Origin of the sequence: Catellatospora aurea (genome assembly GCF_042663325.1) — a bacterium.
Taxonomy (GTDB): Bacteria; Actinomycetota; Actinomycetes; order Mycobacteriales; family Micromonosporaceae; genus Catellatospora; species Catellatospora aurea.
In genome coordinates this window covers 90,094-116,197 of sequence record NZ_JBHTAC010000014.1, presented here as the reverse complement: position 1 = coordinate 116,197, position 26,104 = coordinate 90,094, and the positions used below count along the sequence as shown (strand labels likewise).

24 protein-coding genes are annotated in these 26,104 nt (G+C 70.6%); 19 read left to right on the top strand and 5 right to left on the bottom strand.

Features of this window, described 5'->3' with window-relative positions; translation table 11 throughout:
- Positions 1 to 142 precede the first annotated feature (142 nt).
- The 7 genes from rpsB (at position 143) to ACFQO7_RS16275 (ending at position 7,049) form a co-directional block, all read left to right on the top strand.
- Positions 143 to 970 (top strand): 30S ribosomal protein S2, encoded by an 828-nt coding sequence (gene rpsB, locus ACFQO7_RS16305; RefSeq protein ID WP_376807110.1) that lies wholly within the window; start codon positions 143 to 145, stop codon positions 968 to 970.
- 78 nt (positions 971 to 1,048) lie between these two features.
- Positions 1,049 to 1,876, top strand: a complete 828-nt coding sequence (gene tsf, locus ACFQO7_RS16300) for a translation elongation factor Ts (RefSeq protein WP_376807109.1) — start codon at positions 1,049 to 1,051, stop codon at positions 1,874 to 1,876.
- Positions 1,877 to 1,985: 109 nt separating this feature from the next.
- Positions 1,986 to 2,705, top strand: a complete 720-nt coding sequence (pyrH, locus tag ACFQO7_RS16295; RefSeq protein ID WP_120318522.1) for a UMP kinase — start codon at positions 1,986 to 1,988, stop codon at positions 2,703 to 2,705.
- 420 nt (positions 2,706 to 3,125) lie between these two features.
- On the top strand, positions 3,126 to 3,683 hold the full coding sequence (gene frr / locus ACFQO7_RS16290) for a ribosome recycling factor (protein ID WP_360520349.1): 558 nt from the start codon (positions 3,126 to 3,128) through the stop codon (positions 3,681 to 3,683).
- Positions 3,683 to 4,630, top strand: a complete 948-nt coding sequence (locus ACFQO7_RS16285) for a phosphatidate cytidylyltransferase (protein WP_376807108.1) — start codon at positions 3,683 to 3,685, stop codon at positions 4,628 to 4,630. The genes frr and ACFQO7_RS16285 overlap by 1 nt, the downstream gene beginning before the upstream one ends.
- Positions 4,631 to 4,738: 108 nt before the next feature.
- Positions 4,739 to 5,866, top strand: a complete 1,128-nt coding sequence (rlmN, locus tag ACFQO7_RS16280; protein WP_376807107.1) for a dual-specificity RNA methyltransferase RlmN — start codon at positions 4,739 to 4,741, stop codon at positions 5,864 to 5,866.
- 100 nt (positions 5,867 to 5,966) lie between these two features.
- Positions 5,967 to 7,049, top strand: a complete 1,083-nt coding sequence (locus tag ACFQO7_RS16275) for a DivIVA domain-containing protein (protein WP_376807106.1) — start codon at positions 5,967 to 5,969, stop codon at positions 7,047 to 7,049.
- Between the two features lie 100 nt (positions 7,050 to 7,149).
- On the opposite strand, the gene ACFQO7_RS16270 is transcribed toward ACFQO7_RS16275, so the two are convergent.
- The gene (locus tag ACFQO7_RS16270; protein ID WP_376807105.1) at positions 7,150 to 7,446 is read right to left on the bottom strand and encodes a DUF2631 domain-containing protein; all 297 of its coding nucleotides are present in this window, start codon (positions 7,444 to 7,446) and stop codon (positions 7,150 to 7,152) included.
- A 129-nt stretch (positions 7,447 to 7,575) separates the two neighbouring features.
- On the opposite strand from ACFQO7_RS16270, the gene ACFQO7_RS16265 reads away from it, so the two are divergent.
- On the top strand, positions 7,576 to 9,135 hold the full coding sequence (locus tag ACFQO7_RS16265) for a Rieske 2Fe-2S domain-containing protein (RefSeq protein ID WP_376807168.1): 1,560 nt from the start codon (positions 7,576 to 7,578) through the stop codon (positions 9,133 to 9,135).
- A gap of 23 nt (positions 9,136 to 9,158) precedes the next feature.
- Here the strand turns inward: ACFQO7_RS16265 and ACFQO7_RS16260 are convergent, their stop codons facing one another.
- Entirely contained in the window at positions 9,159 to 9,512 is a 354-nt protein-coding gene (locus ACFQO7_RS16260; RefSeq protein ID WP_376807104.1) for a hypothetical protein, read from the bottom strand.
- A gap of 308 nt (positions 9,513 to 9,820) precedes the next feature.
- Here ACFQO7_RS16260 and ACFQO7_RS16255 point away from each other — a divergent pair, with 308 nt between their 5' ends.
- Positions 9,821 to 11,011: a S8 family peptidase gene (locus ACFQO7_RS16255; RefSeq protein WP_376807103.1), complete on the top strand. Its 1,191-nt coding sequence runs from the start codon at positions 9,821 to 9,823 to the stop codon at positions 11,009 to 11,011.
- A gap of 172 nt (positions 11,012 to 11,183) precedes the next feature.
- Here the strand turns inward: ACFQO7_RS16255 and ACFQO7_RS16250 are convergent, their stop codons facing one another.
- Together ACFQO7_RS16250 and ACFQO7_RS16245 are read right to left on the bottom strand one after the other, a co-directional pair.
- Entirely contained in the window at positions 11,184 to 13,661 is a 2,478-nt protein-coding gene (locus ACFQO7_RS16250; RefSeq protein WP_376807102.1) for a GcvT family protein, read from the bottom strand.
- A gap of 74 nt (positions 13,662 to 13,735) precedes the next feature.
- Positions 13,736 to 14,488 (bottom strand): TetR/AcrR family transcriptional regulator, encoded by a 753-nt coding sequence (locus tag ACFQO7_RS16245; protein ID WP_376807101.1) that lies wholly within the window; start codon positions 14,486 to 14,488, stop codon positions 13,736 to 13,738.
- A gap of 99 nt (positions 14,489 to 14,587) precedes the next feature.
- On the opposite strand from ACFQO7_RS16245, the gene ACFQO7_RS16240 reads away from it, so the two are divergent.
- From ACFQO7_RS16240 to ispG, 10 genes are all read left to right on the top strand, one after another.
- Positions 14,588 to 16,696, top strand: a complete 2,109-nt coding sequence (locus ACFQO7_RS16240) for an MMPL family transporter (protein ID WP_376807100.1) — start codon at positions 14,588 to 14,590, stop codon at positions 16,694 to 16,696.
- 586 nt (positions 16,697 to 17,282) lie between these two features.
- Positions 17,283 to 18,437, top strand: coding sequence for an alkaline phosphatase PhoX (locus tag ACFQO7_RS16235; RefSeq protein ID WP_376807099.1), 1,155 nt, complete (start codon positions 17,283 to 17,285; stop codon positions 18,435 to 18,437).
- Positions 18,438 to 18,457: 20 nt separating this feature from the next.
- The gene (locus ACFQO7_RS16230; protein ID WP_376807098.1) at positions 18,458 to 19,627 is read left to right on the top strand and encodes an alkaline phosphatase PhoX; all 1,170 of its coding nucleotides are present in this window, start codon (positions 18,458 to 18,460) and stop codon (positions 19,625 to 19,627) included.
- Between the two features lie 108 nt (positions 19,628 to 19,735).
- Positions 19,736 to 20,278: a hypothetical protein gene (locus ACFQO7_RS16225; RefSeq protein WP_376807097.1), complete on the top strand. Its 543-nt coding sequence runs from the start codon at positions 19,736 to 19,738 to the stop codon at positions 20,276 to 20,278.
- 1 nt (position 20,279) lies between these two features.
- The gene (locus tag ACFQO7_RS16220; protein WP_376807096.1) at positions 20,280 to 20,819 is read left to right on the top strand and encodes a GNAT family N-acetyltransferase; all 540 of its coding nucleotides are present in this window, start codon (positions 20,280 to 20,282) and stop codon (positions 20,817 to 20,819) included.
- On the top strand, positions 20,816 to 20,980 hold the full coding sequence (locus tag ACFQO7_RS16215) for a hypothetical protein (protein WP_376807095.1): 165 nt from the start codon (positions 20,816 to 20,818) through the stop codon (positions 20,978 to 20,980). The genes ACFQO7_RS16220 and ACFQO7_RS16215 overlap by 4 nt, the downstream gene beginning before the upstream one ends.
- A gap of 117 nt (positions 20,981 to 21,097) precedes the next feature.
- Positions 21,098 to 21,688, top strand: a complete 591-nt coding sequence (locus tag ACFQO7_RS16210; RefSeq protein WP_376807094.1) for a Uma2 family endonuclease — start codon at positions 21,098 to 21,100, stop codon at positions 21,686 to 21,688.
- Positions 21,689 to 21,748: 60 nt separating this feature from the next.
- Positions 21,749 to 22,930: a 1-deoxy-D-xylulose-5-phosphate reductoisomerase gene (gene dxr, locus ACFQO7_RS16205; protein ID WP_376807167.1), complete on the top strand. Its 1,182-nt coding sequence runs from the start codon at positions 21,749 to 21,751 to the stop codon at positions 22,928 to 22,930.
- Positions 22,927 to 24,153: a M50 family metallopeptidase gene (locus tag ACFQO7_RS16200; RefSeq protein WP_376807166.1), complete on the top strand. Its 1,227-nt coding sequence runs from the start codon at positions 22,927 to 22,929 to the stop codon at positions 24,151 to 24,153. Before dxr ends, ACFQO7_RS16200 begins: the two co-directional genes overlap by 4 nt.
- A 7-nt stretch (positions 24,154 to 24,160) precedes the next feature.
- The gene (gene ispG, locus ACFQO7_RS16195) at positions 24,161 to 25,327 is read left to right on the top strand and encodes a flavodoxin-dependent (E)-4-hydroxy-3-methylbut-2-enyl-diphosphate synthase (RefSeq protein WP_361044900.1); all 1,167 of its coding nucleotides are present in this window, start codon (positions 24,161 to 24,163) and stop codon (positions 25,325 to 25,327) included.
- Between the two features lie 69 nt (positions 25,328 to 25,396).
- On the opposite strand, the gene ACFQO7_RS16190 is transcribed toward ispG, so the two are convergent.
- Positions 25,397 to 25,981, bottom strand: coding sequence for a PadR family transcriptional regulator (locus ACFQO7_RS16190; RefSeq protein WP_376807093.1), 585 nt, complete (start codon positions 25,979 to 25,981; stop codon positions 25,397 to 25,399).
- Positions 25,982 to 26,104: the final 123 nt, after the last annotated feature.

Here is a 26,104-nt window from a genome sequence, read left to right as displayed (position 1 = left end):
AGGCTGGGCGGCGGCCTCCCTGGTCCCCGTTTCGCGGGGTTCCACCATGGCCGACGATCGGGCGCCAGGCGGCGGCCACCGGCCGCCGGTTCAACCAGGGAGCGCACGGGCCCTGGCCCGTGCCGAGAAGATTGGCCTGCACATGGCTGTTGTCAGCATGCGCCAGCTGCTGGAGAGCGGCGTTCACTTCGGGCACCAGACCCGCCGCTGGAACCCGAAGATGAAGCGCTTCATCTTCACCGAGCGCAACGGCATCTACATCATCGACCTGCGCCAGACCCTCGACTACATCGAGAAGGCGTACAGCTTCGTCCGCAACACCGTGGCCGAGGGCGGCACCGTGCTGTTCGTCGGCACGAAGAAGCAGGCCCAGGAGGCCGTGGCCGAGCAGGCCGCGCGCGTGGGCATGCCCTACGTCAACCACCGCTGGCTGGGCGGCATGCTCACCAACTTCCAGACGGTGTACAAGCGGCTGCAGCGGATGAAGGAGCTGGAGTCGATCGACCTGACCGGCACCGCCGCGGGGTACACCAAGAAGGAGACCCTGCAGCTGTCGCGTGAGAAGACCAAGCTCACCAAGACCCTCGGTGGTCTGCGGGACATGCAGAAGCTCCCGGCCGCGGTCTGGATCGTGGACACCAAGAAGGAGCACATCGCCGTCGACGAGGCCCGCAAGCTGGGCATCCCGGTGATCGCGATCCTGGACACGAACTGCGACCCGGACGAGGTCGACTTCCCGATCCCGGGCAACGACGACGCGATCCGCTCGGCCGAGCTGCTGACCAAGGTCATCGCGACCGCGGTCGCCGACGGTCTGATCGCCCGCTCGGGCAAGGCCGCGCGTGGCGGCGACGTGAAGCCGGAGCCCGGCACCGTCGCGGCCGACGAGCCGCTGGCCGAGTGGGAGCAGGAGCTGCTGACCGGCGACAAGCCGGCCACCGAGGCTGCTGCCGCGCCCGCCGCTGAGTGACCCGCTGTCACACGGTGCGGGTCCCGGACCCGCACCGTGTGGTACGACTTGCGAAGTCTTCTACCAAAGAGGGAACTGATGTCCACTATTTCCGCTGCAGACGTCAAGCGGCTCCGTGAGCTGACCGGCTCCGGCATGATGGACTGCAAGAAGGCGCTCGAGGAGGCCGAGGGCGACTTCGACAAGGCCGTGGAGATCCTGCGCGTCAAGGGCGCCAAGGATGTCGGCAAGCGCGCCGGCCGCTCCACCGCCAACGGTCTGGTCGCCCACAAGGGCAACGCGATCCTCGAGCTGAACTGCGAGACGGACTTCGTCGCCAAGAACGACGCGTTCATCGCGCTCGCCGACCAGCTGGTCGCGCACGTCGCCGAGACCAAGCCGGCCGACGTGGACGCGCTGCTGGCGTCGAAGATCGGTGACGGCACCGTCGCCGACCTGATGCAGGACCAGTCGGCGAAGATCGGCGAGAAGCTGGTCATCGGCCGCTTCGCGGTGCTCGAGGGCGCGGTCGCGGTGTACATGCACCGCAAGAGCGCCGACCTGCCGCCGCAGGTGGGCGTCGCGGTCCAGTACAGCGGCAAGTCCGACGAGGCCGGCGCGGACGACGCCCGCTCGGTCGCGATGCAGATCGCGGCCATGCGGCCGAAGTTCGTCACCCGCGAGGAGGTGCCGGCCGACGTCGTCGAGTCCGAGCGCCGCATCGCCGAGCAGACCGCTCGCGAGGAGGGCAAGCCCGAGGCCGCCCTGCCGAAGATCATCGAGGGCCGGGTGAACTCGTTCTTCAAGGACTTCGTCCTGATCGAGCAGCCGTCGGTCACCGACCAGAAGAAGACGGTGAAGCAGGTGCTGGCCGAGGCCGGCATCGAGGTCACCCGCTTCGCGCGGTTCGAGGTCGGCCAGGCCTGAGCCGCCCCGAGCGGAACGTACTGAAGGAGGGAGGTCGCTGGTGGCAGCCAACGGCCTCCCTTTTCCATACCGTCTGCGGGGTCGCCGACGGTGAGACGAAAGGTCGCTGATGTCCGGACACCAGTTCAATCGGGTCGTGCTGAAGCTCTCCGGCGAGGTCTTCGGCGGTGGTGAGGTAGGCGTCGATCCGGACGTCGTGGCCGGGGTCGCCCGCCAGATCGCCACCGTGGTGCGCCGCGGCGTGCAGGTCGCCGTGGTCGTCGGCGGAGGAAACTTCTTCCGCGGCGCGGAACTGCAGAAGCGCGGCATGGACCGCGCCCGCGCCGACTACATGGGCATGCTCGGCACGGTGATGAACTGCCTGGCGCTGCAGGACTTCCTGGAGAAGGAAGGCATCGAGACGCGAGTGCAGACCGCGATCACGATGGCCCAGGTCGCGGAGCAGTACATCCCGCTGCGCGCCATCCGGCACCTGGAGAAGGGCCGCGTGGTGATCTTCGGTGGCGGCGCGGGCATGCCGTACTTCACCACCGACACCGTCTCGGCCCAGCGGGCGCTGGAGATCCATGCCGACGTGGTGCTGATGAGCAAGAACGGCGTGGACGCGGTGTACACCGCCGACCCGCGCACCAACCCCGACGCGGTGCGGATCGACCAGATCACGTTCAGCGAGGTGCTGCGGCAGAACATCCGGGTGGCCGACGCCGCCGCGTTCAGCCTCTGCGCCGACAACGGCCTGCCGATGCTGGTCTTCGGCGCCGAGGGCGACGACACCATCGTCCGCGCCGTCAGCGGCGACAAGATCGGCACCCTGATCACCGCCTCCTGACCCACCCACCCCACCCGCCCCGGCCTGCCGTCCCGCGGCCGACCTCCTGCCGCAACTCTTAAGGACTTGCGGCTTGGAGGCCACCCGGAGGCCGCGACTCCTTAAGAGGTGCGGCGGGTGGGGCGGCGGGGGCGGGGGTCGGACAGGTGGGGTGGGACGCCTCGCGCAGGGACGGACGTGACGGGCGGTACCCTATGGCCGCGTGGCGGACCGGTTCCGGGCGTGGAGACGGTACGCGCAGCGGACACGTCCACGCGGGGTCGGACGTGATGCGAGCATGACGCCGCCGTCAGGCGGATGATCGAAGACAGAGCACAGCACGGAGTCAGTGCCCGGCGACCAGGTGCGCCGCGGGACGGCCCACAGGCCGCCGCGCCGCCAACGGTCGGACGCGGCACACGATCAGAGACGGAGAAGCCCGTGATCGACGACACCCTCCTCGAGGCCGAGGAGAAGATGGACCGGGCGGTCGACCACGCGAAGGAGGAGTTCGCGGCGATCCGCACGGGCCGTGCCAACGCGGCGATGTTCTCCAAGATCTTGATCGACTACTACGGCACGCCCACCCCGCTGCCGCAGATGGCTTCGATCGGCGTGCCCGAGCCGCGCATGGTGATCATCAAGCCGTACGACGCGTCCCAGCTGGGCGCGATGGAGCGCGCGATCCGCGACTCGGACCTGGGCGTCAACCCGGGCAATGAGGGCACCCAGCTGCGCATCGTCGTGCCGCCGATGACCGAGGAGCGCCGCCGCGACATGACCAAGGTTGCCCGCGGCAAGGGCGAGGACGCCAAGGTCGCCATCCGCAACGTGCGCCGCAAGGCCAAGGAGGAGCTCGACCGCATCGTCAAGGACGGCGAGGCGGGCGAGGACGACGGGCGCCGGGCGGAGAAGGAGCTCGACGACCTGACCGCCAAGTACGTGGCGCACATCGACGAGCTCATCAAGCACAAGGAAGTCGAGCTGCTCGAAGTCTGATGAGCGAACCACACGAGACGGACCCTCGCCGGTCCGGCGCTTCCCGGGCGCGGCAGCCCTACGATGCCGCGCCCGACGCGTATGACGACCCCTCCGACGGCCCCGCCGACGAGCCGGCCCCGGCCGCCAAGGACTACGGGCGGGCCGGGCGCAACGTGCCCGTCTCCATCCTGGTCGCCGTCGGTCTGCTGTTGGTCATCCTCACGCCGCTGTTCTTCTTCAAGCCGCTGTTCCTGGTGATTCTGGTGGCCGCGGCCGGCCTGGGCGTCTGGGAGATGACCCGGGCGCTGCGCACCTCCGGAGCCCGGCCGCCGCTGATCCCGCTGCTCGGCGGCGGGGTGGCGATGATGTGCCTGGCCTGGTTCTCCGGCGTCGACGCGCTCAGCATCGGCCTGCTGATCACCGTGCTGGCCACCATGGTGTGGCGGATGGGCGACGGCCCGGCGGGCTACCAGCGCGACATCGGCGCCGCCGCGCTGATCATGGTGTACGTCCCGTTCCTGCTCAGCTTCGCCGCCCCGCTCACCACCCCCGAGGACGGCAAGTGGCGGATCGTGGCGACGCTGGCCGCGGTCGTGCTCTCCGACACCGGCGGTTTCGTGGCGGGTGTGCTGTTCGGCAAGCATCCCATGGCCCCGACGATCAGCCCGAAGAAGTCCTGGGAGGGCTTCGCCGGCTCGATCGTCGCCACCGGTGCGGGCAGCGCGGCGATCCTGTGGGCCCTGCTGGACGTCGCGCCCTGGAAGGGCGTGCTGTTCGGCATGGTGGTGTCCGTCGCGGCGGTGCTCGGCGACCTGGCCGAGTCGCTGCTCAAGCGCGACCTCGGCATCAAGGACATGAGCAACATCCTGCCCGGTCACGGCGGCATCATGGACCGGCTGGACTCGATCGTCTTCGCCGTGCCGACCGCGTACCTGTTGCTGTCCGTGCTCGCCCCCGTGGCGTGAGGTGAGACACAGCGGGTGGCGCAGGCAGGCGTCGGGCCACCCCGAGCAGCACTGTTGGCACCATCGAGGGCTGTCGCCCTCGTGTGAACGTGGGACACTGGACCAGTCATGACGAGCCTTCCGCTGATTTCCGTTACCGATGGTGACGGTGCCACTGCGCGCCGCGCCTCCATGCCCCCGCGCCACCTGGCCGACCTGGATCTCGCCGGTCGGCGCAGCGCCGTGTCCGACCTCGGTGAGCAGGCCTTCCGCGCCACGCAACTGTCGACGCACTACTTCGGGCGGCTGGAGCGCGACCCGGCCGGGATGACCGACATCCCGGCGGCGGCCCGCGAGCGCCTGTCCGAGCAGCTGCTGCCCAAGCTGCTGACCCCGGTCCGCGAGCTGGCCTGTGACGACGGCGCCACCCGCAAGGCGCTGTGGCGGCTGCACGACGGCTCCATGGTCGAGAGCGTGCTGATGGGCTACGGCGACCGGGTCACGGTCTGCATCTCCAGCCAGGCCGGCTGCGGCATGGCGTGCCCGTTCTGCGCCACCGGCCAGGCGGGGCTGACCCGCAACCTGTCCACCGCCGAGATCGTCGACCAGGTGGTCTACCTGGCCGGGGTCGCGCAGTCGGGCGTGATGGGCGGCGAGCCGCGCCGGCTGAGCAACGTGGTCTTCATGGGCATGGGCGAGCCGCTGGCCAACTACAGCCGGGTCATCGCCGCGGTGCGCCGTCTGACCAGCCCGGCTCCCGAGGGCCTGGGCCTGTCCCAACGGCACGTGACGGTCTCCACGGTGGGTCTGGTCCCGGCCATGCGCAAGCTCGCGGAGGAAGACCTCTCCGTGACTCTTGCGCTCTCGCTGCACGCGCCCGATGATGACCTTCGCGACGAACTCGTGCCGGTGAACCAGCGGTGGAAGGTCGCCGAAGTGCTCGACGCCGCGTGGGCGTACGCCGCTCGCACGGGCCGCCGGGTCAGCATCGAGTACGCCATGATCAGGGACGTGAACGACCAGCCGTGGCGGGCCGACCTGCTGGGTCGCCTGCTTGCGGGGCGGCTGGCGCACGTCAATCTCATCCCGCTCAACCCCACGCCCGGCAGCAAGTGGGACGCGAGTCCCAAGCCGGTCGAGCGGGAGTTCGTCCGGAGGTTGCGCGCGGCCGGAGTGGCCACTACGGTGCGTGACACCCGGGGACGCGAGATTGACGGCGCATGTGGACAGTTGGCTGCGAGCGAGGTTGAGGGATGAGCGAGCGCTGCGAGCGAATCATGAAACCTTCGACTCATGGCTGCGTGCGAGCGCAGCGAGGAGAAGACATGAGCGGCATAAACAGGATTGAGGTTCCGGCGTGAGCTCGCATGGTCAGCGGTTCCGCCGCCGGGCGGTCCGTCGCGGTTACAAGGTCGACGAGGTGGACACGTTCCTCGACCGGGTGGAGGCGACGCTCAACGGCGCCCCCGTCGGCCCCGAGGTGAGGTCGCAGGAGGTCCGCGACGTCGTGTTCCGGGTGCGCTTCGGCGGCTACGACGAGTGGCAGGTCGACCTGCACCTCGACCGGGTCGAGCGCCAGCTCGCCGAGCTGGAGGAGCGGCCGGCCGCGCCGGGTCGCGGCGCTGAGCTGCGCGCCGGCCTGGGCGCTCCGACTCCCGCCCCCGCGCCTGTGCCGGACCGGATGGGTCCGCCGCCCCCGCCGCTGCCGACGCGCACCCCGGCGGCCAACGCGCCGACCGGCGCCCTGCCGCGCTACGAGCAGCCGCGCTTCGACGAGCAGCCCTCGTACGCGGGCCAGCCCGGGATGGGCCCGAACACCGGTGGCCAGGTCCCGGTGGTTCCGCCCGGCCCGCAGGGCAGCTTCGACGGCTTCGGCGGCGGACACGGCCGGGCCGACATGACCAGCGAGATCCGGATGGAGCGGCCGCAGCCGCCGCGGATGCCGGAGCCGCCGCGCAACGAGCCGCCCCGCGTCGACCCGTACGGGCCCAGCAGCGGTTTCGGTTCGGTGACCGCACAGCAGCCGGTGTACGGCGGCGGTGCTCCCCAGCGCGGCTACGACAACGACGCCACGAACACGTTCGGCGCGGTGCCGCCCGCCTCGGCGAACCCGTCCACGTACGGTGGCGGCGGCGGTTTCGCGCCCCCGCCGCCCCCGCCCCCGGCGGCGCCCGCGGGCCCGGCCTACACGGGCGAGCTGGCCCGGGTGGACCAGCTGCGGCGCACGTTCCAGCTGCGCCGGTTCGGCAGCGGCTACGACCCGCAGCAGGTCGACCGGCTCTTCGAGACCGTCCTGGGCTCGCTGTCCGGCCGCACCGGCGGCACGGTCAACGAGGGTGAGCTCGACCCGGGCCGGCTCGGTCTGGTCCCCGGCGGCTACTACGAGGCCGAGGTCGAGCAGGCGCTGCGCGAGGTGCGCGACATCGTCGCCCGCCGCTGACCGGCGAAAGCATGACGGCCCCGGCCAGCCCGCACGGGCTGCGACCGGGGCCGTCGTATGTGTTCAGGAGAGCCCGTCGGAGCGGGCTCCGCATGACACCTCAGTCGCGCAGGCCGTTGCGGCGCAGCACGATGTCGATGATCATGATTGCGGCGAGGATGCCGGCGATGCTGATCAGCCAGATCGACTCGACGTTGCCCTCGTGGTTGCCGAACAGCATCAGCAGCAGCGCGACGATGACCACGGTCCCGGCGATCCGGGCGGCCTTCACCGGGGTGGGGGCGTGCTGGTCGGGCGAGGTTACCGGCTCTTCTGCGGCCACGATCAGGTCCTTCTCTCTCGACTCCAGGCCTCCGCCGACGGAGTGCGTCGCGGTGGCGGCAATACAGTCTGGCATGTCGTGATCCAGTGCTCGGGGGGAGTCCGGCATCCCACGGTCGAGGTGGCGGTGGGCAGGCCCGCCGGAGCGCTCAGGTAGCGTCTATCAGGTCGGCTCACTCGGCGAGAAGGGAAACGGGAAGTGCGGATCACCGGTACGGGGCACGCCAGCATGCGGATCGACACGGCGGCGGGTTCGATCCTGTGCGATCCGTGGGTGAACCCGGCGTACTTCGCCTCGTGGTTCCCGTTCCCGGACAACTCGCAGCTCGACTGGGAGCACCTCGGCGACGTCGACTACCTGTACGTCTCGCACCTGCACCGGGACCACTTCGACGCGGCGCACCTGAAGCGCTTCGTGTCGAAGAAGGCGACCGTGCTGCTGCCGGAGTACCCGACCTCGCAGCTGGAGGACGAGCTGCGGGCGCTGGGCTTCACGAAGTTCTTCAAGACGGTGTCGGACGAGGTGCACGAGCTCGACGGCGGTCTGAAGGTCATGATCCAGGCGCTGATCTCGCCGACCGACGGCCCGATCGGCGACTCGTCGCTGTGGGTCGAGCACGACGGGGTACGCGTGCTCAACCAGAACGACGCCCGCCCCACCGACCTGATCCGTTTCACCGAGCTGGGCCACGTGCACGCGCACATGCTGCAGTTCTCCGGCGCGATCTGGTACCCGATGGTCTACGAGCTGCCCCAGGCCGCCAAGACCGCGTTCGGCAAGCAGAAGCGCGAGCGGCAGTACGACCGCACCTGGCGCTACATCGACGACCTGAAGGCGTCGCACGTCTTCCCGATCGCCGGCCCGCCGTGCTTCCTCGACGACGAGCTGTGGCAGTTCAACGACATCCACGGCGACGAGGGCAACATCTTCCCGGACCAGTCGGACTTTATTCGCGAGTACGCGAAGGTCGGCGGGACCAACGGCGTGGTGCTGCTGCCGGGCTCGGTGTCGACGCTGACCGCCGACTCGTGCGAGACCACCCACCCGGTGGCCGACGTCGACGAGTTCTTCGCGCGCAAGGAGGAGCACCTCAAGGCGTACCAGGAGCGGCAGCGGGTGGTCATCGAGCGGGAGAAGGCGTCCTGGTCGCACCCGGAGATCGACGTGCTGGCCGGGATGAAGGCGCGCATCGAGCCGCTGCTGGAGGAGTCGGTCCGGATGGCGCAGGGCGTCGGCGGCCCGGTGCGGTTCGACCTGACCGACCCGGCCGGTGAGCTGGTCGAGTCGATCCTGGTGGACTTCCCGAACAAGGAGGTCCGGATCGCCGCGGACGAGAAGGTGCGCTACCGGTTCCGGACCGAGCGGCGGCTGATCGAGCACCTGCTCCACATCGACGAGGGCGACTGGGTGAACTCGCTGTTCCTGTCCTGCCGCTTCTCGGCGGCCCGGATCGGGCAGTACAACGAGTTCGTGTACTCGTTCTTCAAGTGCCTGTCCGAGGAGCGCCTGCAGTACGCCGAGGGCTGGTACGAGTCGCAGCGCCCGGACGCCGAGGACATCACCGTGGGCGGCTGGTCGTTCCAGCGGCGCTGCCCGCACCTGAAGGCCGACCTGACCCGCTTCGGCATCGTCGAGGGCGACCAGCTCACCTGCCAGCTGCACGGCTGGAAGTGGAACCTGGCCACCGGCCGCTGCCTGACCAGCGTCGGCCACGAGATCCGTTCCGAGAAGGCCGGGCAGCCGGAGCAGGCCCCGGCGGCCTAGGCGTTCCTGGGAACTGCCCCGGGTCAGGGGTGACCGCCGCTGATCCGGGCGGCCTCCGCGTGGGCGGCCGCCACGATCTGCTCCGCCTTTCGCCGGGCCTCCGCGAGGTGGTCGTCGGCCTGCTCCTCGGCCAGCCGCAGGATCTCCTGCACCCGGGTGCCGAGGCCGTCCAGCCCCGGCTGCCCGTCGGAGCCGGTCCGCACGGGGGTGGGGAGCAGGGTCGCGTCGCCCCCGGGCCTTACCAGCGTCAGCAGCAGGCCCGCGCCCAGCAGCCCGACGCCGATCCACAGCGCGGCCCCGTCGGCGTACACACCGGCCAGCGTCCCGGTGCCCAGCCAGGCGAACGCGGTGGACCAGCGCTGCGCCGTCGTCATCATCGGCATACCTCCCCGTGTCACCGACATGAAAGCCGATGCGGTCAAGGCGACCCCGCCCGTCACCGTGCCACAGCCCGGTCCGTTGGCGTTTATGCAGGTCAAGTGGATGTTGGTGAGTGGCGGGGGCGCATCCCCGGGCCCGGGGACGGGTCTGCAACCTTTCCAGTGAATCGCAAGACAGCGATAAACATAAGTCTTCAAATATTCATAATCGCTGTATACGTTCCTCCAAAACAGTTCCGGCGGGTCCTGCCATCAGCTACGAGCCAGTGCCGCGGGCCGCCGGTCCGACAGGGGAGGAACCAACCATGAACCGTGCCCGCACGTTCGTGCTGGGTGTCGCGCTGGTACTGGCCGGTGCCACCGCCCTGCCCGCGGCCGCCGCCGCGGCGCCCCCGGAGGCCGCCGTGCTCGCCGTCACCGGTGACGTCGTGGCCGACAGCTACGTCGTGGTCCTCAAGCCCGGCGCCGACGTCTCCGCGGCCCCCGCGCTCGCCGGACGGCACGGGGCGAGCCTGCGCAAGACGTTCCGGGCGGGTCTGAAGGGCTTCTCGTTCAGTGGCAGCGCCCTGGCCGCCCGCCGCATCGCGGCCGACCCGGCCGTGGCCCTCGTGCAGCCCAACATGATCCACCGAGCGAGCGCCACGCAGTCGCCCGCCACCTGGGGCATCGACCGCATCGACCAGCGCAATCTGCCCCTGAGCAACTCCTACACCTACTCCAACACCGCGTCGTCGGTGCGGGCATACATCATCGACACGGGCATCCGGTTCGCGCACAGCGAGTTCGGCGGGCGGGCGGTGTCCGGGTTCGACGCCATCGACGGCGGCACGGCCGACGACGCCAACGGGCACGGCACCCACGTCGCCGGCACCGTCGGCGGGACCACGTACGGCGTGGCCAAGGGCGTGACCCTGGTCGCGGTGCGGGTGCTGGACGCCGAGGGCAGCGGCACCACCGAGCAGGTCGTCGCGGGCATCGACTGGGTGACCGCCGACCACGACCCGGGCGAGCCCGCGGTCGCCAACATGAGCCTCGGCGGTGGCGCGGACACGGTGCTGGACAACGCGGTGAAGGCGTCGATCGCCGACGGCGTCACGTACGCCATCGCGGCCGGCAACGGCATCCTGGGCATCTTCGCCGCCAACGCCTGCAACTACTCGCCCGCCCGGGTCCCCGAGGCGATCACGGTGTCGGCGACGCAGAGCAACGACAGCAAGGTCTCCTGGGCCAACCGGGGCACCTGCGTCGACATCTTCGCCCCCGGCGTGAACATCACCTCGTCGTGGTTCACCAACAACACCGCGACGAACACCATCAGCGGCACCTCGATGGCCACCCCGCACGTGGCCGGCGCGGTCGCGCTGTACCTGCAGAACAACCCGGGCGCGACGCCCGCGCAGGTGCAGTCCGCGCTGATCGCCAACGCCACCACGGGCGTCGTCGGCTCGCCGGGCAGCGGCTCCCCGAACCGCCTGCTCTACACCGGCAACTTCTGACCGCACCCCAGCCCCCGGCGGGGCTCGCGACCCCCGAATCCCGCCGGGCCCCGGCAGGGCGTGCCGAGGGGGCCGCCTTGCGACGACGTTGGCCTATCTCGTCGATGGATCGAGATCAAAGTCGATGAGATAGGCCAACGTTCATGAAAATCGGCGTGCCCGGCGGGGCGCGTCACAGCTTGATGCGCTCGTTCTTCGGGTCGTAGAGCGGGCGCAGGGAGGCCGTGGCGGGGTAGACCCGCTCGGCGATCTCCACGGTCCACGTGCCCGCGTCGATCCAGGCCTGGTCCAGCGGCACGTCCCCGGCGTCGATCATCGCGAGGCCGACCGCCCCGCCGAGCGTGTGCCCGTACGACGCGGCCCTGATGTAGCCCACCGGCACCCCGTCGCGCCGCACCACCTCGGCGTGGAACATCATCGCGTCGGGGTCGGTCACCAGCACCTGGAGCAGGCGGCGGCGCAGCGGCCCCTCGGCCTTCCTCGCCAGCACCGCCTCGCGCCCGATGAACCCGCCCGGCTTGTCCAGCGCGACCGCGAAGCCGAGCCCCGCCTCCAGCACCGAGTCGGTGTTGTCGATGTCGTGCCCGTAGTCGCGGTAGCCCTTCTCCATCCGCAGGCTGGACAGCGCCTTGAGGCCCGCGTGGCGCAGCCCCAGCGGCCGCCCGGCCTCGACCAGCCGGTCGTACGCGTGCACCGCCTGCTCGGCCGGGATGTACAGCTCGTAGCCCAGCTCGCCCAGGTAGGTGATCCGGATGCACAGCGCCCGCGCGAACCCGAGGTCGATCTCCCGGGCGGACCGGAACGCGAACGCCTCGTTCGACATGTCCGCCGTGGTCACGGCCGCGAGCAGCTCGCGCGAGCGGGGCCCCTGGATGTTGATCTGGGCGTACGCCCCGGTCACGTCGGTGGCGAACGCGTGCGCCCCGGTCGCCTCGAAGTGCCGGCGCATCCGCGTCTCGACGTGCCGGTGCGCGGTGTCGGAGGCGACCACCCAGAACCGGTCGTCGGCCAGCTTGGTGACGGTCAGGTCGGCCTCCAGCGTGCCGCCGGAGTTCAGCCACTGGGTGTACGTGATCGTCCCGGCGTCGCCGTCGACCCGGTTGGCGCTCAGCCGCTCCAGTGCCGCCCCCGCGTCCCGGCCCTGCACCAGGAACTTCGCCATGAACGACATGTCCATGAGGATCACGCCCTCGCGGGCCGCCCGGTGTTCCTCGGCCCAGTGCCCGAACCAGTTCTGCCGCCCCCAGGACAGCTTCTCGACCTTCGGCTCCTGACCCTCGGGGGCGTACCAGTCGGGGCTCTCCCAGCCGCTGACGTCCTTGAAGTAGCCGCGCTCGGCGCGCAGCCGCTCGTGGAGCGGGGACAGCTTGGCGTCGCGGGCGGTCTCCATGGACTTGCCCGGGTAGTGCGCCGCGTAGACCATGCCCAGCGACTCGACGGTGCGCGTCGCCCGGTAGGCCGGGTTGCTCTGGTACGTGTGCAGCCGGTCGATGTTCATGCCGGTCACGTCGATGTCGGGGCGGCCGTTCAGGATCCAGTGCGCCATGGCCCGGCCGATGCCGCCGCCGGTCAGGATGCCGATCGAGTTCAGGCCCGCAGCGACGAAGTAGTTCTTCAGTTCCGGGGCCTCGCCGACGATCGGGGCGAGGTCGGGGGTGAAGCTCTCCGGCCCGCAGAAGAACTTGCGCACGCCGACCTCGGTCGAGATCGGGATGCGGGCCATCGCCTTCTCCAGGTAGGGCGCCATGCGGTCCCAGTCCGGGGGCAGCTCGCCGAAGGAGAACGAGTCCGGGATGCCCTCGACCTTCCACGGCGCGCACAGCGCCTCGAACAGGCCGATCATCAGACCGGACCCCTCCTCGCGGAAGTACCCGTACGACGACGGATCCTCCAGCACCGGCAGGTCGCCGTGCATACCCTCGATGGGCTCGGTGATCAGGTAGTAATGCTCGGCGGCCTGCAGCGGGATGCTCACCCCGGCCTGCTCGCCGAGCTGGCGGGCCCACATGCCCGCGCAGTTGACCACGAACTCGGCCTCGATGTCGCCGTACGGCGTGCGCACGCCGGTGACCGTGTTGCCCTTCTTCAGAACTCCGGTCACGGGCGTGTTCTCGATGACGCGCACACCCTGCATCCGGGCGCCCTTGGCCAGCGACATGGTGACGTCGACCGGGTTGGCCCGGCCGTCCTCGGCCACGTAGAACCCGGCCAGCACGTCGTCGACGTTCGCCAGCGGGAACAGGCCTTTGACCTCGCCGGGCGAGACCTCGTGCACGTCGACGCCGCACAGCCGGTTGAACGCCGACACCCGGCGGTACTCCTCCAGCCGGTCCGCGTCCGTGGCGACCTGCACGAACCCGACCTGCTTCAGGCCGGTGGCCAGGCCCGTCTCGGCCTCCAGCCGGCTGTACAGGTCACGGGTGTACTTGCGCAGCTCCGTCGACGTCTCCGACATCGAGCCGAAGGTGACCATGAGCCCGGCGGCGTGCCAGGTGGTGCCGGAGGTGAGCTTGTCCCGCTCCAGCAGCACCACGTCCTCGCAGCCCATATGCGCCAGGTGGTACGCGATGGAGGTGCCGATGATGCCGCCGCCGACGACCACCACGCGGGCGCGCGCGGGCAACTGCGGAGCGGATGTGTCACTCGTCATAGCGCGCGAGCCTACCTTCCTGACCGACCAATCAGTGAACCCCCGCCCACCCCGCCCTCGACCTGCCGCAACTCTTAAAGACTTGCGGGCTCCGGGCTGCCCTGAGGCCGCGACTTTTTAAGAGTTGCGGCAGAGGGGGCGGCTGGGTGGACCTGGGTGGCGAAGGCGGCGAGTTCGGCCTCGAAGAAGGGCTCGGTGTCGGTGGCGGCCCAGGTGAGCTGGCCGAAAAGTTCGGCGGCGAGCACGCCGTAGAGGCGGATCCAGGAGGTCAGGAAAACGGCGGTGACCTCGATCGGCAGCTCGCCGTGCGCGGGCAGCGCCCCGGCCAGCCGGTCGAGGTCGACGTGCGTGACCTTCGGCAGCCGCCCGGCCTGCCACAGCTCCAGCAGGGGCGCCACGAAGATCTGGCCGAGCTGCGCGCCCGCGCACTGCAGGTCGTCGCACTGCTGGTGGAACTGCTCCACGCCGGGCAGCGGCGGCCCGAAGATCAGGGTCGCCTCGGGGCGGTGCGCCAGCGTCCAGCGCCGCAGCTCGCGGGCCATGACCAGCAGCCGGTGTAGCGGATCGGGGTCGGGGTCCGCGTCGCGGGCGGCCTCGCAGGCGATCCGCGCCTCCTTGTGCAGGTCCGTGCACAGCTCGATGACCAGGGCGTCCAGCGCGGGCACGTACCGGTAGAGCGCGGCGGCGGTCATGCCCATGTCCCGGGCGATGGCGCGCAGCGAGATGCCGGCGGGGCCGCTCGCGACCAGCTGCGCCCGCGCCAGGTCCTTGATCTCGGTCAGGGTGCGCTCGCGCAGGCGCTCGCGGCGGTGTGAGGTGTCCGACATGGAGCTCCCTTGACCGGAGTGAACGTCGTCCGCGAAAGTAAACACCGTTCACTCAAATGAGTGGCGTAAACAAGCATATCTGTTCCGGGAAGGAACGCGATGTTCGCGTGGTGGGGGCGAGCGGTAGTCCGTTTGCGCTGGCTGGTGCTCGGGATCGCCGCGGCGGTGCTGGTCATCGGGGCGTCGTGGGGCGGCGGCGTGTTCGGCGACCTGATCAGCGGCGGGTTCGACGACCCGGGCAGCGCGTCCAGCCGGGCGCACCGGGAGATCACCGACCGACTGGGCCGGCAGGACGTCGACATCCTCGCGCTGTACTCCTCCGACGGCCTGACCTACGACCAGCCCGCGTTCTCCGGCGCGGTGACCGCTGTCGCCACGGAGCTGTCCGGGCGGCCCGAGATCGCCAGCGTCGTCGGCGCGCACACCCCGGGCGTGCCCGGCCGCTTCACCTCCACCGACGGGCACGCCACCTACCTGGCGATCCAGCTGCGCGACGGGGACGAGAACAGCAAGCTCGACGACCTCGCCGCGCTGCGCGACGACCTGGCCGCCGACGGCCTGCACACCGAGGTCGGCGGGCTCATTTCGTTCCTCGACGACGCGAACACCCGGATCAACGACGACATCACCAAGGCCGAGCTGATCAGCCTGCCGATCCTGCTGGTGCTGCTCGTGTTCATCTTCCGGGGACTGGTCGCCGCGGCCACCCCGCTGTTCGTCGGCGTGCTCGCGGTGCTCGGCGCGTTCATCGCCGTACGCCTGCTCGCGCAGGTCACCGACGTGTCCGTGTTCGCCGTCAACATCATCACGATGCTCGGCCTGGGCATGGCGATCGACTACGCGCTGTTCGTGGTCAGCCGGTTCCGGGAAGAACTCGCCGCAGGGCGCAGCCCCGCCGACGCGGTCGCGCACACGCTGGCCACCGCGGGGCGTACCGTGCTGGTCTCGGGTCTGACCGTGGCGCTCGCCCTGGCCAGCCTGCTGATCTTCCCGATGGACTTCCTCAAGTCCATGGCCTGGGGCGGCATGGCCGCCGTGCTCGTGGCGATGCTGGCCGCGCTCACCGCTTTGCCCGCGCTGCTGGCCGTGCTCGGTCCGAAGATCAACGCGTTGCGCGTGCCGCTGCCGAAGTGGTTCCAGGCCCGTCCGGCGGGCGAGGGCGGCTGGGCCCGCATCGCCCGCAGCGTGATGAGCCGGCCCGTGCTGTACGCCCTCGGCGTCGCCGCGGTCCTCGTCCTCACCGCGACCCCGTTCCTGCGGGCGCAGTTCGGCGGGTTCGACGAGCGGGTGCTGCCCGCGGGCACCGAGTCGCGGACCGTCACCGAGCGCATCGCCGCCGAGTTCCCCGGCGGCAGCGCCGCCCCGATCAGCGTCCTGATCCTCGGCCCCGGCGCGGACACCATGCTGACCCGCGTCCAGGCCGTGCCGAACGTGCCCGGCGCGATGATCGCGGCGCAGCAGGGGGACGCCACCCTGATCACGGCGTCGTACCCGGGGGAGCCGGCCGACGAGAGCGCCCGTGAGGTCGTGCAGGCGATCCGGGACCTGCCGGTGCCCGACGGCACGCAGATGCTGGTCGGCGGGCGTACCGCGGCCGACCTGGACCAGCTCGACTCCCTCGGCGGGCGGCTACCGTGGATGCTGGCCATGGTCGCGGTGAGCACGTTCCTGCTGCTGTTCCTGGCGTTCGGCTCGGTCGTGCTGCCGCTGAAGGCCATCCTCATGAACGTGATCTCGATCGGGGCGTCGTTCGGGGTGGTCGTGTGGATCTTCCAGGACGGGCACCTGTCGGAGTGGCTCGGCTTCACGGTGACCGGGTTCCTCGAACCCGGGAACATGGTGCTGATGCTGGCGGTCCTGTTCGGACTGGCCACCGACTACGAGGTGTTCCTGCTGTCGCGGGTGCGCGAGGAGTGGGACGCGACCGGTGACAACACCCAGGCCGTCGCGTCCGGGCTGCAGCGCACCGGCGGGATCATCACGGCTGCGGCGCTGCTGCTGATGGTGGTACTCGGCGGGTTCGCGACCGGCGGCACGACGACGATCAAGGTGCTCGGTGTCGGCATGGTGGTCGCCGTGGCCATCGACGCGGCGCTGGTCCGGGCGGTGCTGGTGCCGGCCACGATGCGCCTGCTGGGCCGCTGGAACTGGTGGGCTCCAGGCCCGCTGAAGCTGGTCTACCGCCGCTACGGCCTCAAGGAGGCCTGACTCCCGCCGCTCGGCCGGCTGGCTTACGGGCCATGATCGCTGTTTCGGGTCAGAAAGTGCAGTCAGGCACCACTTTCTGACCCGAAACAGCGATCTTTCGCGTATCCGGGAAGCGCGGCCCGACGGTCAGCGAAGTCCCCGATCGGCGAGCCGCCGCCGGACCACGTGATAGGCGAGCCCGCAGGCCAGGTGCGCGCGGGCACGAGACGGCCAGATGGCGGCGTACTCGTGGCGCTGCGCGTCCGTGGCCCGGCCCCTCGCCCGCAGGGTCCCCAGTTCGCGGGAACGCTGTGCGGTGCGGCCACCCGGTCCAGGTCTCCGGCGGCTGCTATGCCCTTGCCCACCCATTCCGCTAGTTCGACGCGAAGACTGCCTATCTGCGGTCGCTGCTCAAGCTGTGATCCGTTTTTTGGACGCCAGGTGCCCCTATGGGGGCAGCCGGCGTCCACAAAAACGGATCTTGAGGGGGATGCCGCGGCGGCTGGAAACCGTTGTGACATAGAGCGTTCACCTGACCACGGGATGGGCGACGTCTGGGGCCCCTAGCGTGCCCGTTGACAGACATCGACGATCGTGGAGGTCTACCGTGGACCGTCGTAACGTGCTGCGCGCCGGGGTCGTGGGCGGCGCGGCCGCCGCCTTCTCGGGCGCGCTGTGGAAAGAGGCGTTCGCCGCACCCGCCCAGCCGGGTCCGGGCCCGTACGGGGCGCTGCAGGCCGCCGATGCGAACGGCATCATGCTGCCGTCCGGCTTCACCAGCCGGGTCATCGCGCGGACCGGCCAGACCGTGCCCGGCACGTCGTACACCTGGCACGCCGCCCCGGACGGCGGGGCGTGCTTCGCCGACGGCTCCGGCTGGATCTACGTGTCCAACTCCGAGGTGTCCGCGGGCGGGGCGTCGGCCGTGAAGTTCAATTCCGGCGGCACCGTCACCGGCGCGTACCGCATCCTGTCCGGGACCTCGACCAACTGCGCGGGCGGGCACACCCCCTGGAACACCTGGCTGTCCTGCGAGGAGACGACGACCGGACGGGTCTGGGAGACCGACCCGTGGGGCGTGAACGCGGCCGCGGCCCGCCCGGCGATGGGCCGGTTCAAGCACGAGGCCGCCGCGTGCGACCCGGTGAACCAGGTCATCTACCTGACCGAGGACCAGAGCGACGGGTGTTTCTACCGGTTCATCCCGAACGCCTGGGGAAACCTCGCCTCCGGCACGCTTCAGGTGGCCAGGGGCGGTTCCGGCACGTCCGTCACGCTCACCTGGGCCACGGTGCCCGACCCGGATGGCTCGCCCACGGCGACCCGCAACCAGGTCAGCGGCGTGAAGCGGTTCAACGGCGGCGAGGGCTGCTGGTACGACAACGGCATCGTCTACTTCACCACCAAGGGCGACAATCGAGTCTGGGCGTACAACACGGCCACCGCGCTGATCGAGCTGGCGTACGACGACTCGCTGGTGAGCGGCACGCCGCCGCTGACCGGGGTCGACAACATCACCGGCAGCGCGACCAGCGGGGACCTGTTCGTCGCCGAAGACGGCGGCAACCTGGAGATCTGCGTCATCACTCCGGACGACGTCATCGCGCCGTTCCTGCGCATCACCGGGCAGAGCTCCTCGGAGGTCACCGGACCGGCCTTCAACCCGGCCGGGAACCGCTTCTACTTCTCGTCCCAGCGGGGCACCTCGGGTTCCTCGTCCGGCGGGATCACGTACGAGGTCACCGGGCCGTTCCGGTCCTGACCGCGGACGGGAGGAACGTGATGGACCGACGTCAGGTGCTGCGGGCCGGCGTCGTCGGCGCGGGTGCGGCGGCGTTCTCGGGCGCGCTGTGGCAGCAGGCGTTCGCCGCGCTCGCCCGGCCGGGCGTCGGTCCCTACGGTGAGCTGTCGGCGGCCGACGCCCACGGCGTCGCGCTGCCCGCCGGTTTCACCAGCCGGGTCGTCGCACGGTCCGGCCAGACCGTGCCCGGCACGCCGTACACCTGGCACGCCGCCCCGGACGGCGGGGCGTGCTTCGCCGACGGCGCGGGCTGGATCTACGTCTCGAACGCGGAGGTCCCGGTCGTCGGCGGAGCGTCGGCGATCAGGTTCGGCCCGGACGGCGGGATCCGCGCCGCGTACCCGATCCTGTCCGGCACCAGCGTGAACTGCGCGGGCGGGGCGACGCCGTGGCAGACCTGGCTGTCGTGCGAGGAGATCCCCCTGGGCCGGGTCATGGAGACCGACCCGTGGGGCGTGCGGCCCGCCCGGGAACGCGCCGGGATGGGCCGGTTCAAGCACGAGGCCGCCGCCTGCGACCCCGTCCGCCGGGTCGTCTACCTCACCGAGGACGAGGAGGACGGCTGCTTCTACCGCTTCGTCCCGGACACGTGGGGCGACCTGGGCGCCGGGCGGCTGCAGGTGCTGTGCGCCCCGGCGGGCGCCACCTCCGGCCCGGTCACCTGGCGCGATGTGCCGGACCGGGACGGCCGGCCGGTCCCCACCCGCCGGCAGGTCGGCGCGGCGCTGCGTCTCGACGGCGGCGAGGGCTGCTGGTACGACCACGGGACCTGCTACTTCACCACCAAGGGCGACAACCGCGTGTGGGCGTACGACGCCGCCGCCTCGACGCTCGCCCTGGCGTACGACGACTCGCTGGTGACCGGCACGCCACCGCTGACCGGCGTGGACAACATCACCGGCTCGCCCCGCAACGCCGACCTGTACGTGGCCGAGGACGGCGGCAACATGGAGATCAACATGATCACCGCCGACGGCGTCGTCGCGCCGTTCCTGCGGCTGACCGGGCAGGACGCCTCGGAGATCACCGGACCGGCCTTCAACCCGCCCGGAGACCGGCTCTACTTCTCGTCCCAGCGCGGCGTCTCCGGCGCGAAGTCGGGTTCCGGCGGCATCACGTACGAGGTCACCGGCCCGTTCCGGGGCCCGTGAGGCGGTTCACCGCGCCCTCGCGCGCGGTGGCCCGGCCCGCCCGATCCGTTGGCGCGGAGCGGGATCGACGGCGTTGACCCGGGCAGGCCCGGTGGCCATACTGCCCCGATGCAGATCCACAGCGAGGACCTCGTCCAGGTGACCTGGATGTGGGACCGCCCCGGGTTCCGCCGGGTCGCCTGGACGGAGCGGGGCTCCCAGAACCGGACGATGGTGCTGGTGGCACTGATCAGCCTGACCGTCGCGGCGTGGGCGTTCGACCTGTGGGGCAAGCTCGGCGGGCCGTTCCCGTACGCCGCGGTCTGGTTGTCGCTGCTCGGCGTCGCCCTGGTCGGGCAGGTGTGCCTGACCGCCTGGCTGTGGCTGCGCAGGACCCCGGACTTCTGGTACGCGCCGATGACGGTGCGCATCGACGCCGACGGCGTCCGGCTTATCCTGGCCAGCGGCGAGTTCTTCTACCGCTGGGCGCTGATGTCCCCGGTCGTCCGGACCGCGCACGACTGGCATTTCCACGTCCGCTCGGTCGGCGGCGTCACCGTGCCGCGCGGGTTGATCTCGTCCGCCGACGACGCGGCCATCGCGGTGGTCGTCGACCGGTACGCCCACCTGGTCGGCCGTCCCGCCGACATGCCCCCGCCCGCGGCGGTCTGACGTGCGCCTCGAAACCGAGCGGCTGATCATCCGGGAGTGGACCGACAGCCCCGCCGACCTGGCCCGCAACTACGACATCTACCGGCGTGAAGAGGTCACCCGCTGGCTGGGCATGCCCGCGCCGCTGTCCGGACCGGCGCAGTCGCAGCTCGTCATCGACCGGCGGCGCGAGTATTACGCCGCCGAACCCGGCTACGGCGTGTGGGCGGTGGAGTCGCGCGGCACCGGGGTGGTTGCCGGGTCGGTGCTGCTCAAGCCGCTTCCCGAACCCGCCGACGGCCCCGGCCGGGGCGAGGTCGAGATCGGCTGGCACTTCCACCCCGACTGCTGGGGGCACGGGTACGCCACCGAGGCGGCGCAGGCCGTGCTGGCGTACGGCTGGACGCTCGGGCTTGCCGAGATCCACGCCATCGCCCGCCCGGACAACACGCCCTCGCTCGCGGTGATGCGCCGCATCGGCATGACCCGCGTCGGCCGCACCCACCGCTGGTACGACATGGAAGCCGAGCTGTACGTAACCAGGAAGGAAGGGTCCGCATGACGGGCGAGGTCCGGTTGAGCTTCACGCCGACGGCGGAGCACTGGCACTGGGTGTATCAGACCTGGGGTGCCCGCCGCTGGCTGCTGATCCGCACCTTGGCGCTGTTCTTGTTCGCGGTCGGGCTCCTGCTGCTGGCCGGCGCAGCCGCCCGCGGGGCCTGAACCCGCCGACTTTGGTGAGGTAACACGCCCTTATCCGATGTTCGACATCTGCCGTCGCACGGGGTGCGCCGTTAGGCTGATGGCGGCAGAATCTCCCCGCGGAAGGGGGTGAGCGCGATGGCGGCACCGGCGAGAGCCCGGCAGTTGCACACGATCGAGGAATGGAGCGAGATCGAGGAGTGGACTGCCGACCTGGCGCTGCAACTACTCCCGGAAACGAACGGCCGCAAGATCGAGGTCTTCCGCGGGAGTGTGATCGTGTCCCCCCACGCGAATGTGGATCATCAAACCATCAGCGCCGAGCTTGTCCACGCGCTCCGGCGGGCGGCGAAGGTGGTCGGACTGTTCGCCTATCCCGAGGTCAACCTGATCTCCGGTGATGACCTGTTCATCCCTGACTTCGGAGTGTTCCGGGTGTCCGGCGGAGGCAAGGTCGCGATGAACATCACCGACGCGCTGCTGCTCGGAGAGATCGTCTCGCCGGGCAACCGCCGCAAGGACATCATCGACCGGCCGAAGCAGTACGCGGCCGCGGGCGTGCCCTGGTTCATGCGGATCGAGTGCCGCAACCGGGTGCCGGTGGTGGCGCTGCACTCCCTCGTGGAGGGGGAGTACCGGCCGGTGGCGGCCGCGGCGGCGGGCACCCGGTTCGTGATGCGGGAGCCGTTCGCGTTCGAGATCGACCCGGTCGACCTGCTCGACGAGTAGCCCGCGCAGCGGGCACCGAGCGGGCTCGGAGACAATGAAAGCATGATCCCCCGCGAGATCGTGCTGCTCGGCTCCACCGGGTCGATCGGCACCCAGGCCATGGACATCGTGCGCCGCAATCCGGACCGGTTCCGGGTCGTGGCGCTGGGCGCGGGCGGCGGCAACGTGGCCCTGCTGGCGCAGCAGGCGCTGGAGCTGGGCGTCGAGGCGGTCGGGGTGGCCAAGTCCACCGCCGCGCAGGACCTGCAGCTGGCGTTCTACGCCGAGGCGCAGCGCCGCGGGTGGTCGTCGGGCGACTTCAAGCTGCCGAAGATCCTGGCCGGGCCGCAGGCGATGACGGAGCTGGCCCAGTGGCCCGCGGACATCGTGCTCAACGGCGTGGTCGGCTCGCTGGGGCTCGCGCCGACGCTGGCCGCCCTGCGGGCGGGGCGCATCCTCGCGCTGGCCAACAAGGAGTCGCTGGTGGCCGGCGGCCCCCTGGTGCGGGCCGTGGCCAAGCCGGGGCAGATCGTGCCGGTGGACAGCGAGCACTCGGCGCTGGCGCAGTGCCTGCGCGGCGGCGCCCGGGCCGAGGTGCGCAAGCTGATCCTGACCGCGAGCGGGGGCGCATTCCGCGGCCGCCGTCGCGAGGAGCTGGGCGCGGTCACCGTCGAGGAGGCGCTCAAGCACCCGACCTGGGACATGGGCCCGGTGGTGACGATCAACTCGGCGACGCTGGTGAACAAGGGCCTCGAGGTGATCGAGGCGCACGAGCTGTTCGACGTCGCGTACGACGACATCGAGGTGATGGTGCACCCGCAGTCGGTGCTGCACTCCCTGGTCGAGTTCACCGACGGCTCGACGCTGGCCCAGGCCAGCCCGCCGGACATGCGGCTGCCGATCGCGCTGGCGCTCGGCTGGCCGGACCGGGTGCCCGCGGCGGCCGCGCCGGTCGACTGGACGCTCGCGCACAACTGGGAGCTGCGCCCGCTGGACAACGAGGCGTTCCCGGCGGTCGAGCTGGCCAAGGCCGCGGGCCGGGCCGGGCGCTGCCGCCCGGCGATCTACAACGCCGCCAACGAGGAGTGTGTGGCGGCTTTCACAGCGGGCCGTCTGCCGTTCCTGGCCATCGTCGACACCGTGGCGGAGATCCTCGACGGTGCGCCCGACTATGCCGAACCGGGTACCGTCGAGGACGTGCTCGCCGCGGAGCACTGGGCGCGCACGCGCGCACATGACCTGATCAAGGAGAAGAGCGCCTGATGAACGCCCTGGGGATCGCCCTCTTCGCGCTTGTCATCCTGATCTCCGTAAGCCTGCACGAAGCCGGCCACATGGGCACGGCGAAGGCCTTCGGCATGAAGGTGACCCGGTATTTCGTGGGCTTCGGTCCCACCCTGTGGTCGTTCCGCCGCGGCGAGACCGAGTACGGCCTCAAGGGCATCCCGCTCGGCGGATTCGTCAAGATCGTCGGCATGACGCCGCAGGACGAGGACGCCGACGACCCCAAGGCGATGTGGCGCTTCCCGGTGTGGAAGCGCTCGATCGTGATGTCGGCGGGTTCGATCGTGCACTTCATCCTGGCCGCCGTCGCGATCTGGGGTCTGGCGGTCTTCTCCGGCCTGCCCAACCCGGACCTGCCCAGCAAGGAGCCCAGCGCCGGCCAGCCGGCCGTGCTGAAGGTGCAGCCGTGCGTGGTGACCACCCTGCCGCTGCGCGATTGCGCGGCGAACGACCCGGTCAGCCCGGCCAGCCAGGCCGGCCTGCGCGACGGCGACAAGCTGGTCGCGGTGAACGGCGCCGCGGTGGCCAACTGGGGCGAGGCGCTCAAGCAGATCCGGCCGCTGGCCGCGGGCCAGACCGCCACGATGACGGTCGTGCGCGACGGCGCTTCGCAGACCGTGCAGCTGACGCCCGCGACGGTCGAGCGCGAGATGACCGACGGCAGCGTGCGGAAGGTCGCGGCAATCGGCGTCGGGCTCGACGCGACCGTTCCCTACCTGGTCAAGTACGGCCCCGGCGAGGCCGTCGGGGCCAGCGCCCAGTACGCCGGGACCATGGTCGGCGCGACGTTCGAGGCGCTCAAGGAGTTCCCGAAGCGCATCCCGGCGCTGTTCTCGGCCATCGGCGGGGAGAAGCGCGACCCGAACACCCCGATCAGCGTGGTGGGTATCAGCCTGCTGGGCGGCGAGGCGGTGAACGAGGGCGCGTGGAGCATGTTCGTCGGCCTGTTCATCGCGTTCAACCTGTTCATCGGCATCTTCAACCTGCTGCCGCTGCTTCCCCTGGACGGGGGACACCTGTTCATCGCGTGGTTCGAGAGAATTCGTTCATGGGTGTACGCGCGGTTGCACAAGCCCGACCCGGGCCGGGTCGACTACTTCAAGCTGATGCCCCTGACCTATACGGTCATCCTGATCTTCGGTGCGTTCACCCTGCTGACCGTCACCGCGGACCTCGTCAACCCCATCTCGATCTACAAGTGAGTGTGCTGTGACTGCGATCAACCTGGGTATGCCGGCTGCTCCCCCCGCGCCGCTCGCGCCGCGGCGCAAGAGCCGACAGATCATGGTCGGCAGCGTGCCGGTCGGCGGCGGAGCCCCGGTCAGCGTGCAGTCGATGACGACCACCCTGACCTCCGACGTCAACGCGACCCTGCAGCAGATCGCGGAGCTCACCGCGTCCGGCTGCCAGATCGTGCGGGTGGCGGTGCCCTCCCAGGACGACGTCGAGGCGCTGCCCGCGATCGCCCGCAAGTCGCCGATCCCGGTGATCGCCGACATCCACTTCCAGCCGAAGTACGTCTTCGCGGCGATCGACGCGGGCTGCGCGGCGGTCCGGGTGAACCCGGGCAACATCCGGCAGTTCGACGACAAGGTCAAGGAGATCGCCGCGGCGGCCTCGGCGGCCGGTGTGCCGATCCGCATCGGCGTGAACGCGGGCTCGCTGGACAAGCGCCTGCTGGAGAAGTACGGCAAGCCCACCGCGGAGGCGCTGGTCGAGTCGGCGCTGTGGGAGTGCTCGCTGTTCGAGGAGCACGGCTTCCGGGACATCAAGATCAGCGTCAAGCACAACGACCCGGTCGTGATGATCAAGGCGTACCGGCTGCTCGCACAGCAGTGCGACTACCCGCTGCACCTCGGGGTGACCGAGGCGGGCCCGGCGTTCCAGGGCACCGTGAAGTCGGCGGTCGCGTTCGGCGCGCTGCTGGCCGAGGGCATCGGTGACACGATCCGAGTGTCGCTGTCCGCCCCGCCGGTCGAGGAGATCAAGGTCGGCACCGCGATCCTGGAGGCCCTGAACCTCAAGGAGCGCGGCCTGGAGATCGTGTCCTGCCCGTCCTGCGGCCGTGCCCAGGTCGACGTGTACACCCTCGCCGAGCAGGTCACCGCGGCCCTGGAGGGCTTCCCGGCACCGCTGCGGGTCGCCGTCATGGGCTGCGTCGTCAACGGCCCCGGCGAGGCCCGCGAGGCCGACCTCGGCGTCGCCTCCGGCAACGGCAAGGGCCAGATCTTCGTCAAGGGCCAGGTCATCAAGACCGTCCCCGAGTCGCTGATCGTGGAGACCCTGGTCGAGGAGGCCATGAAGATCGCCGCCGACATGGGCATCGACCCGCTCGGCGACGACGAGCCCACCCCCGCCGTGGTCACGGTCCACTGACCCGCTGAACCCCCAGAAGGCCCCGTTCCGCAGGAACGGGGCCTTCTCGCGTGCCGGGGGCGGCGGAGGTCATGAGGCGAGGATCGAGTAGAGCTTGCGCTTGGTGTCCTGGAGGGTTTCCAGGGCTTGCTGGCGTTGGGCGGGGGTGCCGGTCATGGCCACCTGGCGCAGGGCGGACATGATGGCGAAGCCGGCTTCGCGGAACTCCTGGGACTGGGCGATGTGCTCGGCGTCGAAGTCCTGCCAGGGGCGGCCGTGGCCGGACTCGCCGGCGCGCTCCGCTTCGGTGCGGCCGGTTTCGGTGAGGGTGAAGCGTTTGCGGCCGCCGGTCTCCTCGCTGACGATCAGGCCCTCGTCCTCCAGCAGCTGGAGGGTGGGGTAGATCGAGCCGGGGCTCGGGCGCCAGACGCCGCCGGTGCGGGTCTCCAGTTCGGAGATCATTTCGTAGCCGTGCATCGGGCGCTCCAGGAGCAGGCCCAGCACCGCCGCGCGGGTGTTGCCGCGCCGGCCGCGTCCCCGGCCGTGTCCGCGCCCGTGGCCGAAGCCGCCGGGGCCGAACGGCGGCCGCATCGGGCCGAAGGCGAACAGGCGCGGGTCGGGGCCGTGCCCGTGGCCGTGTTCGTGCATGTCGTGTCCGTGGTGTCGTCGGAACATGTCCGGTTCTCCTCATCGTGTCGTCCGCTGGTGCAGATCTCTGTGACTATCGCTGACGTATCACCGATGTGTTTACGATATATCGGCAACGTGTCGGCGACAACCTGCTTTACCGGGGATACC

Bases quoted from the DNA above. Each gene is read 5' to 3' on its own strand.
- rpsB (WP_376807110.1), top strand. From the start codon at position 143: ATGGCTGTTGTCAGCATGCGCCAGCTGCTGGAGAGCGGCGTTCACTTC.
- tsf (WP_376807109.1), top strand. From the start codon at position 1,049: ATGTCCACTATTTCCGCTGCAGACGTCAAGCGGCTCCGTGAGCTGACC.
- pyrH (WP_120318522.1), top strand. From the start codon at position 1,986: ATGTCCGGACACCAGTTCAATCGGGTCGTGCTGAAGCTCTCCGGCGAG.
- ACFQO7_RS16285 (WP_376807108.1), top strand. From the start codon at position 3,683: ATGAGCGAACCACACGAGACGGACCCTCGCCGGTCCGGCGCTTCCCGG.
- rlmN (WP_376807107.1), top strand. From the start codon at position 4,739: ATGACGAGCCTTCCGCTGATTTCCGTTACCGATGGTGACGGTGCCACT.
- ACFQO7_RS16270 (WP_376807105.1), bottom strand. From the start codon at position 7,446: ATGCCAGACTGTATTGCCGCCACCGCGACGCACTCCGTCGGCGGAGGC.
- ACFQO7_RS16260 (WP_376807104.1), bottom strand. From the start codon at position 9,512: ATGATGACGACGGCGCAGCGCTGGTCCACCGCGTTCGCCTGGCTGGGC.
- ACFQO7_RS16255 (WP_376807103.1), top strand. From the start codon at position 9,821: ATGAACCGTGCCCGCACGTTCGTGCTGGGTGTCGCGCTGGTACTGGCC.
- ACFQO7_RS16250 (WP_376807102.1), bottom strand. From the start codon at position 13,661: ATGACGAGTGACACATCCGCTCCGCAGTTGCCCGCGCGCGCCCGCGTG.
- ACFQO7_RS16245 (WP_376807101.1), bottom strand. From the start codon at position 14,488: ATGTCGGACACCTCACACCGCCGCGAGCGCCTGCGCGAGCGCACCCTG.
- ACFQO7_RS16240 (WP_376807100.1), top strand. From the start codon at position 14,588: ATGTTCGCGTGGTGGGGGCGAGCGGTAGTCCGTTTGCGCTGGCTGGTG.
- ACFQO7_RS16230 (WP_376807098.1), top strand. From the start codon at position 18,458: ATGGACCGACGTCAGGTGCTGCGGGCCGGCGTCGTCGGCGCGGGTGCG.
- ACFQO7_RS16225 (WP_376807097.1), top strand. From the start codon at position 19,736: ATGCAGATCCACAGCGAGGACCTCGTCCAGGTGACCTGGATGTGGGAC.
- ACFQO7_RS16215 (WP_376807095.1), top strand. From the start codon at position 20,816: ATGACGGGCGAGGTCCGGTTGAGCTTCACGCCGACGGCGGAGCACTGG.
- ACFQO7_RS16210 (WP_376807094.1), top strand. From the start codon at position 21,098: ATGGCGGCACCGGCGAGAGCCCGGCAGTTGCACACGATCGAGGAATGG.
- ACFQO7_RS16190 (WP_376807093.1), bottom strand. From the start codon at position 25,981: ATGTTCCGACGACACCACGGACACGACATGCACGAACACGGCCACGGG.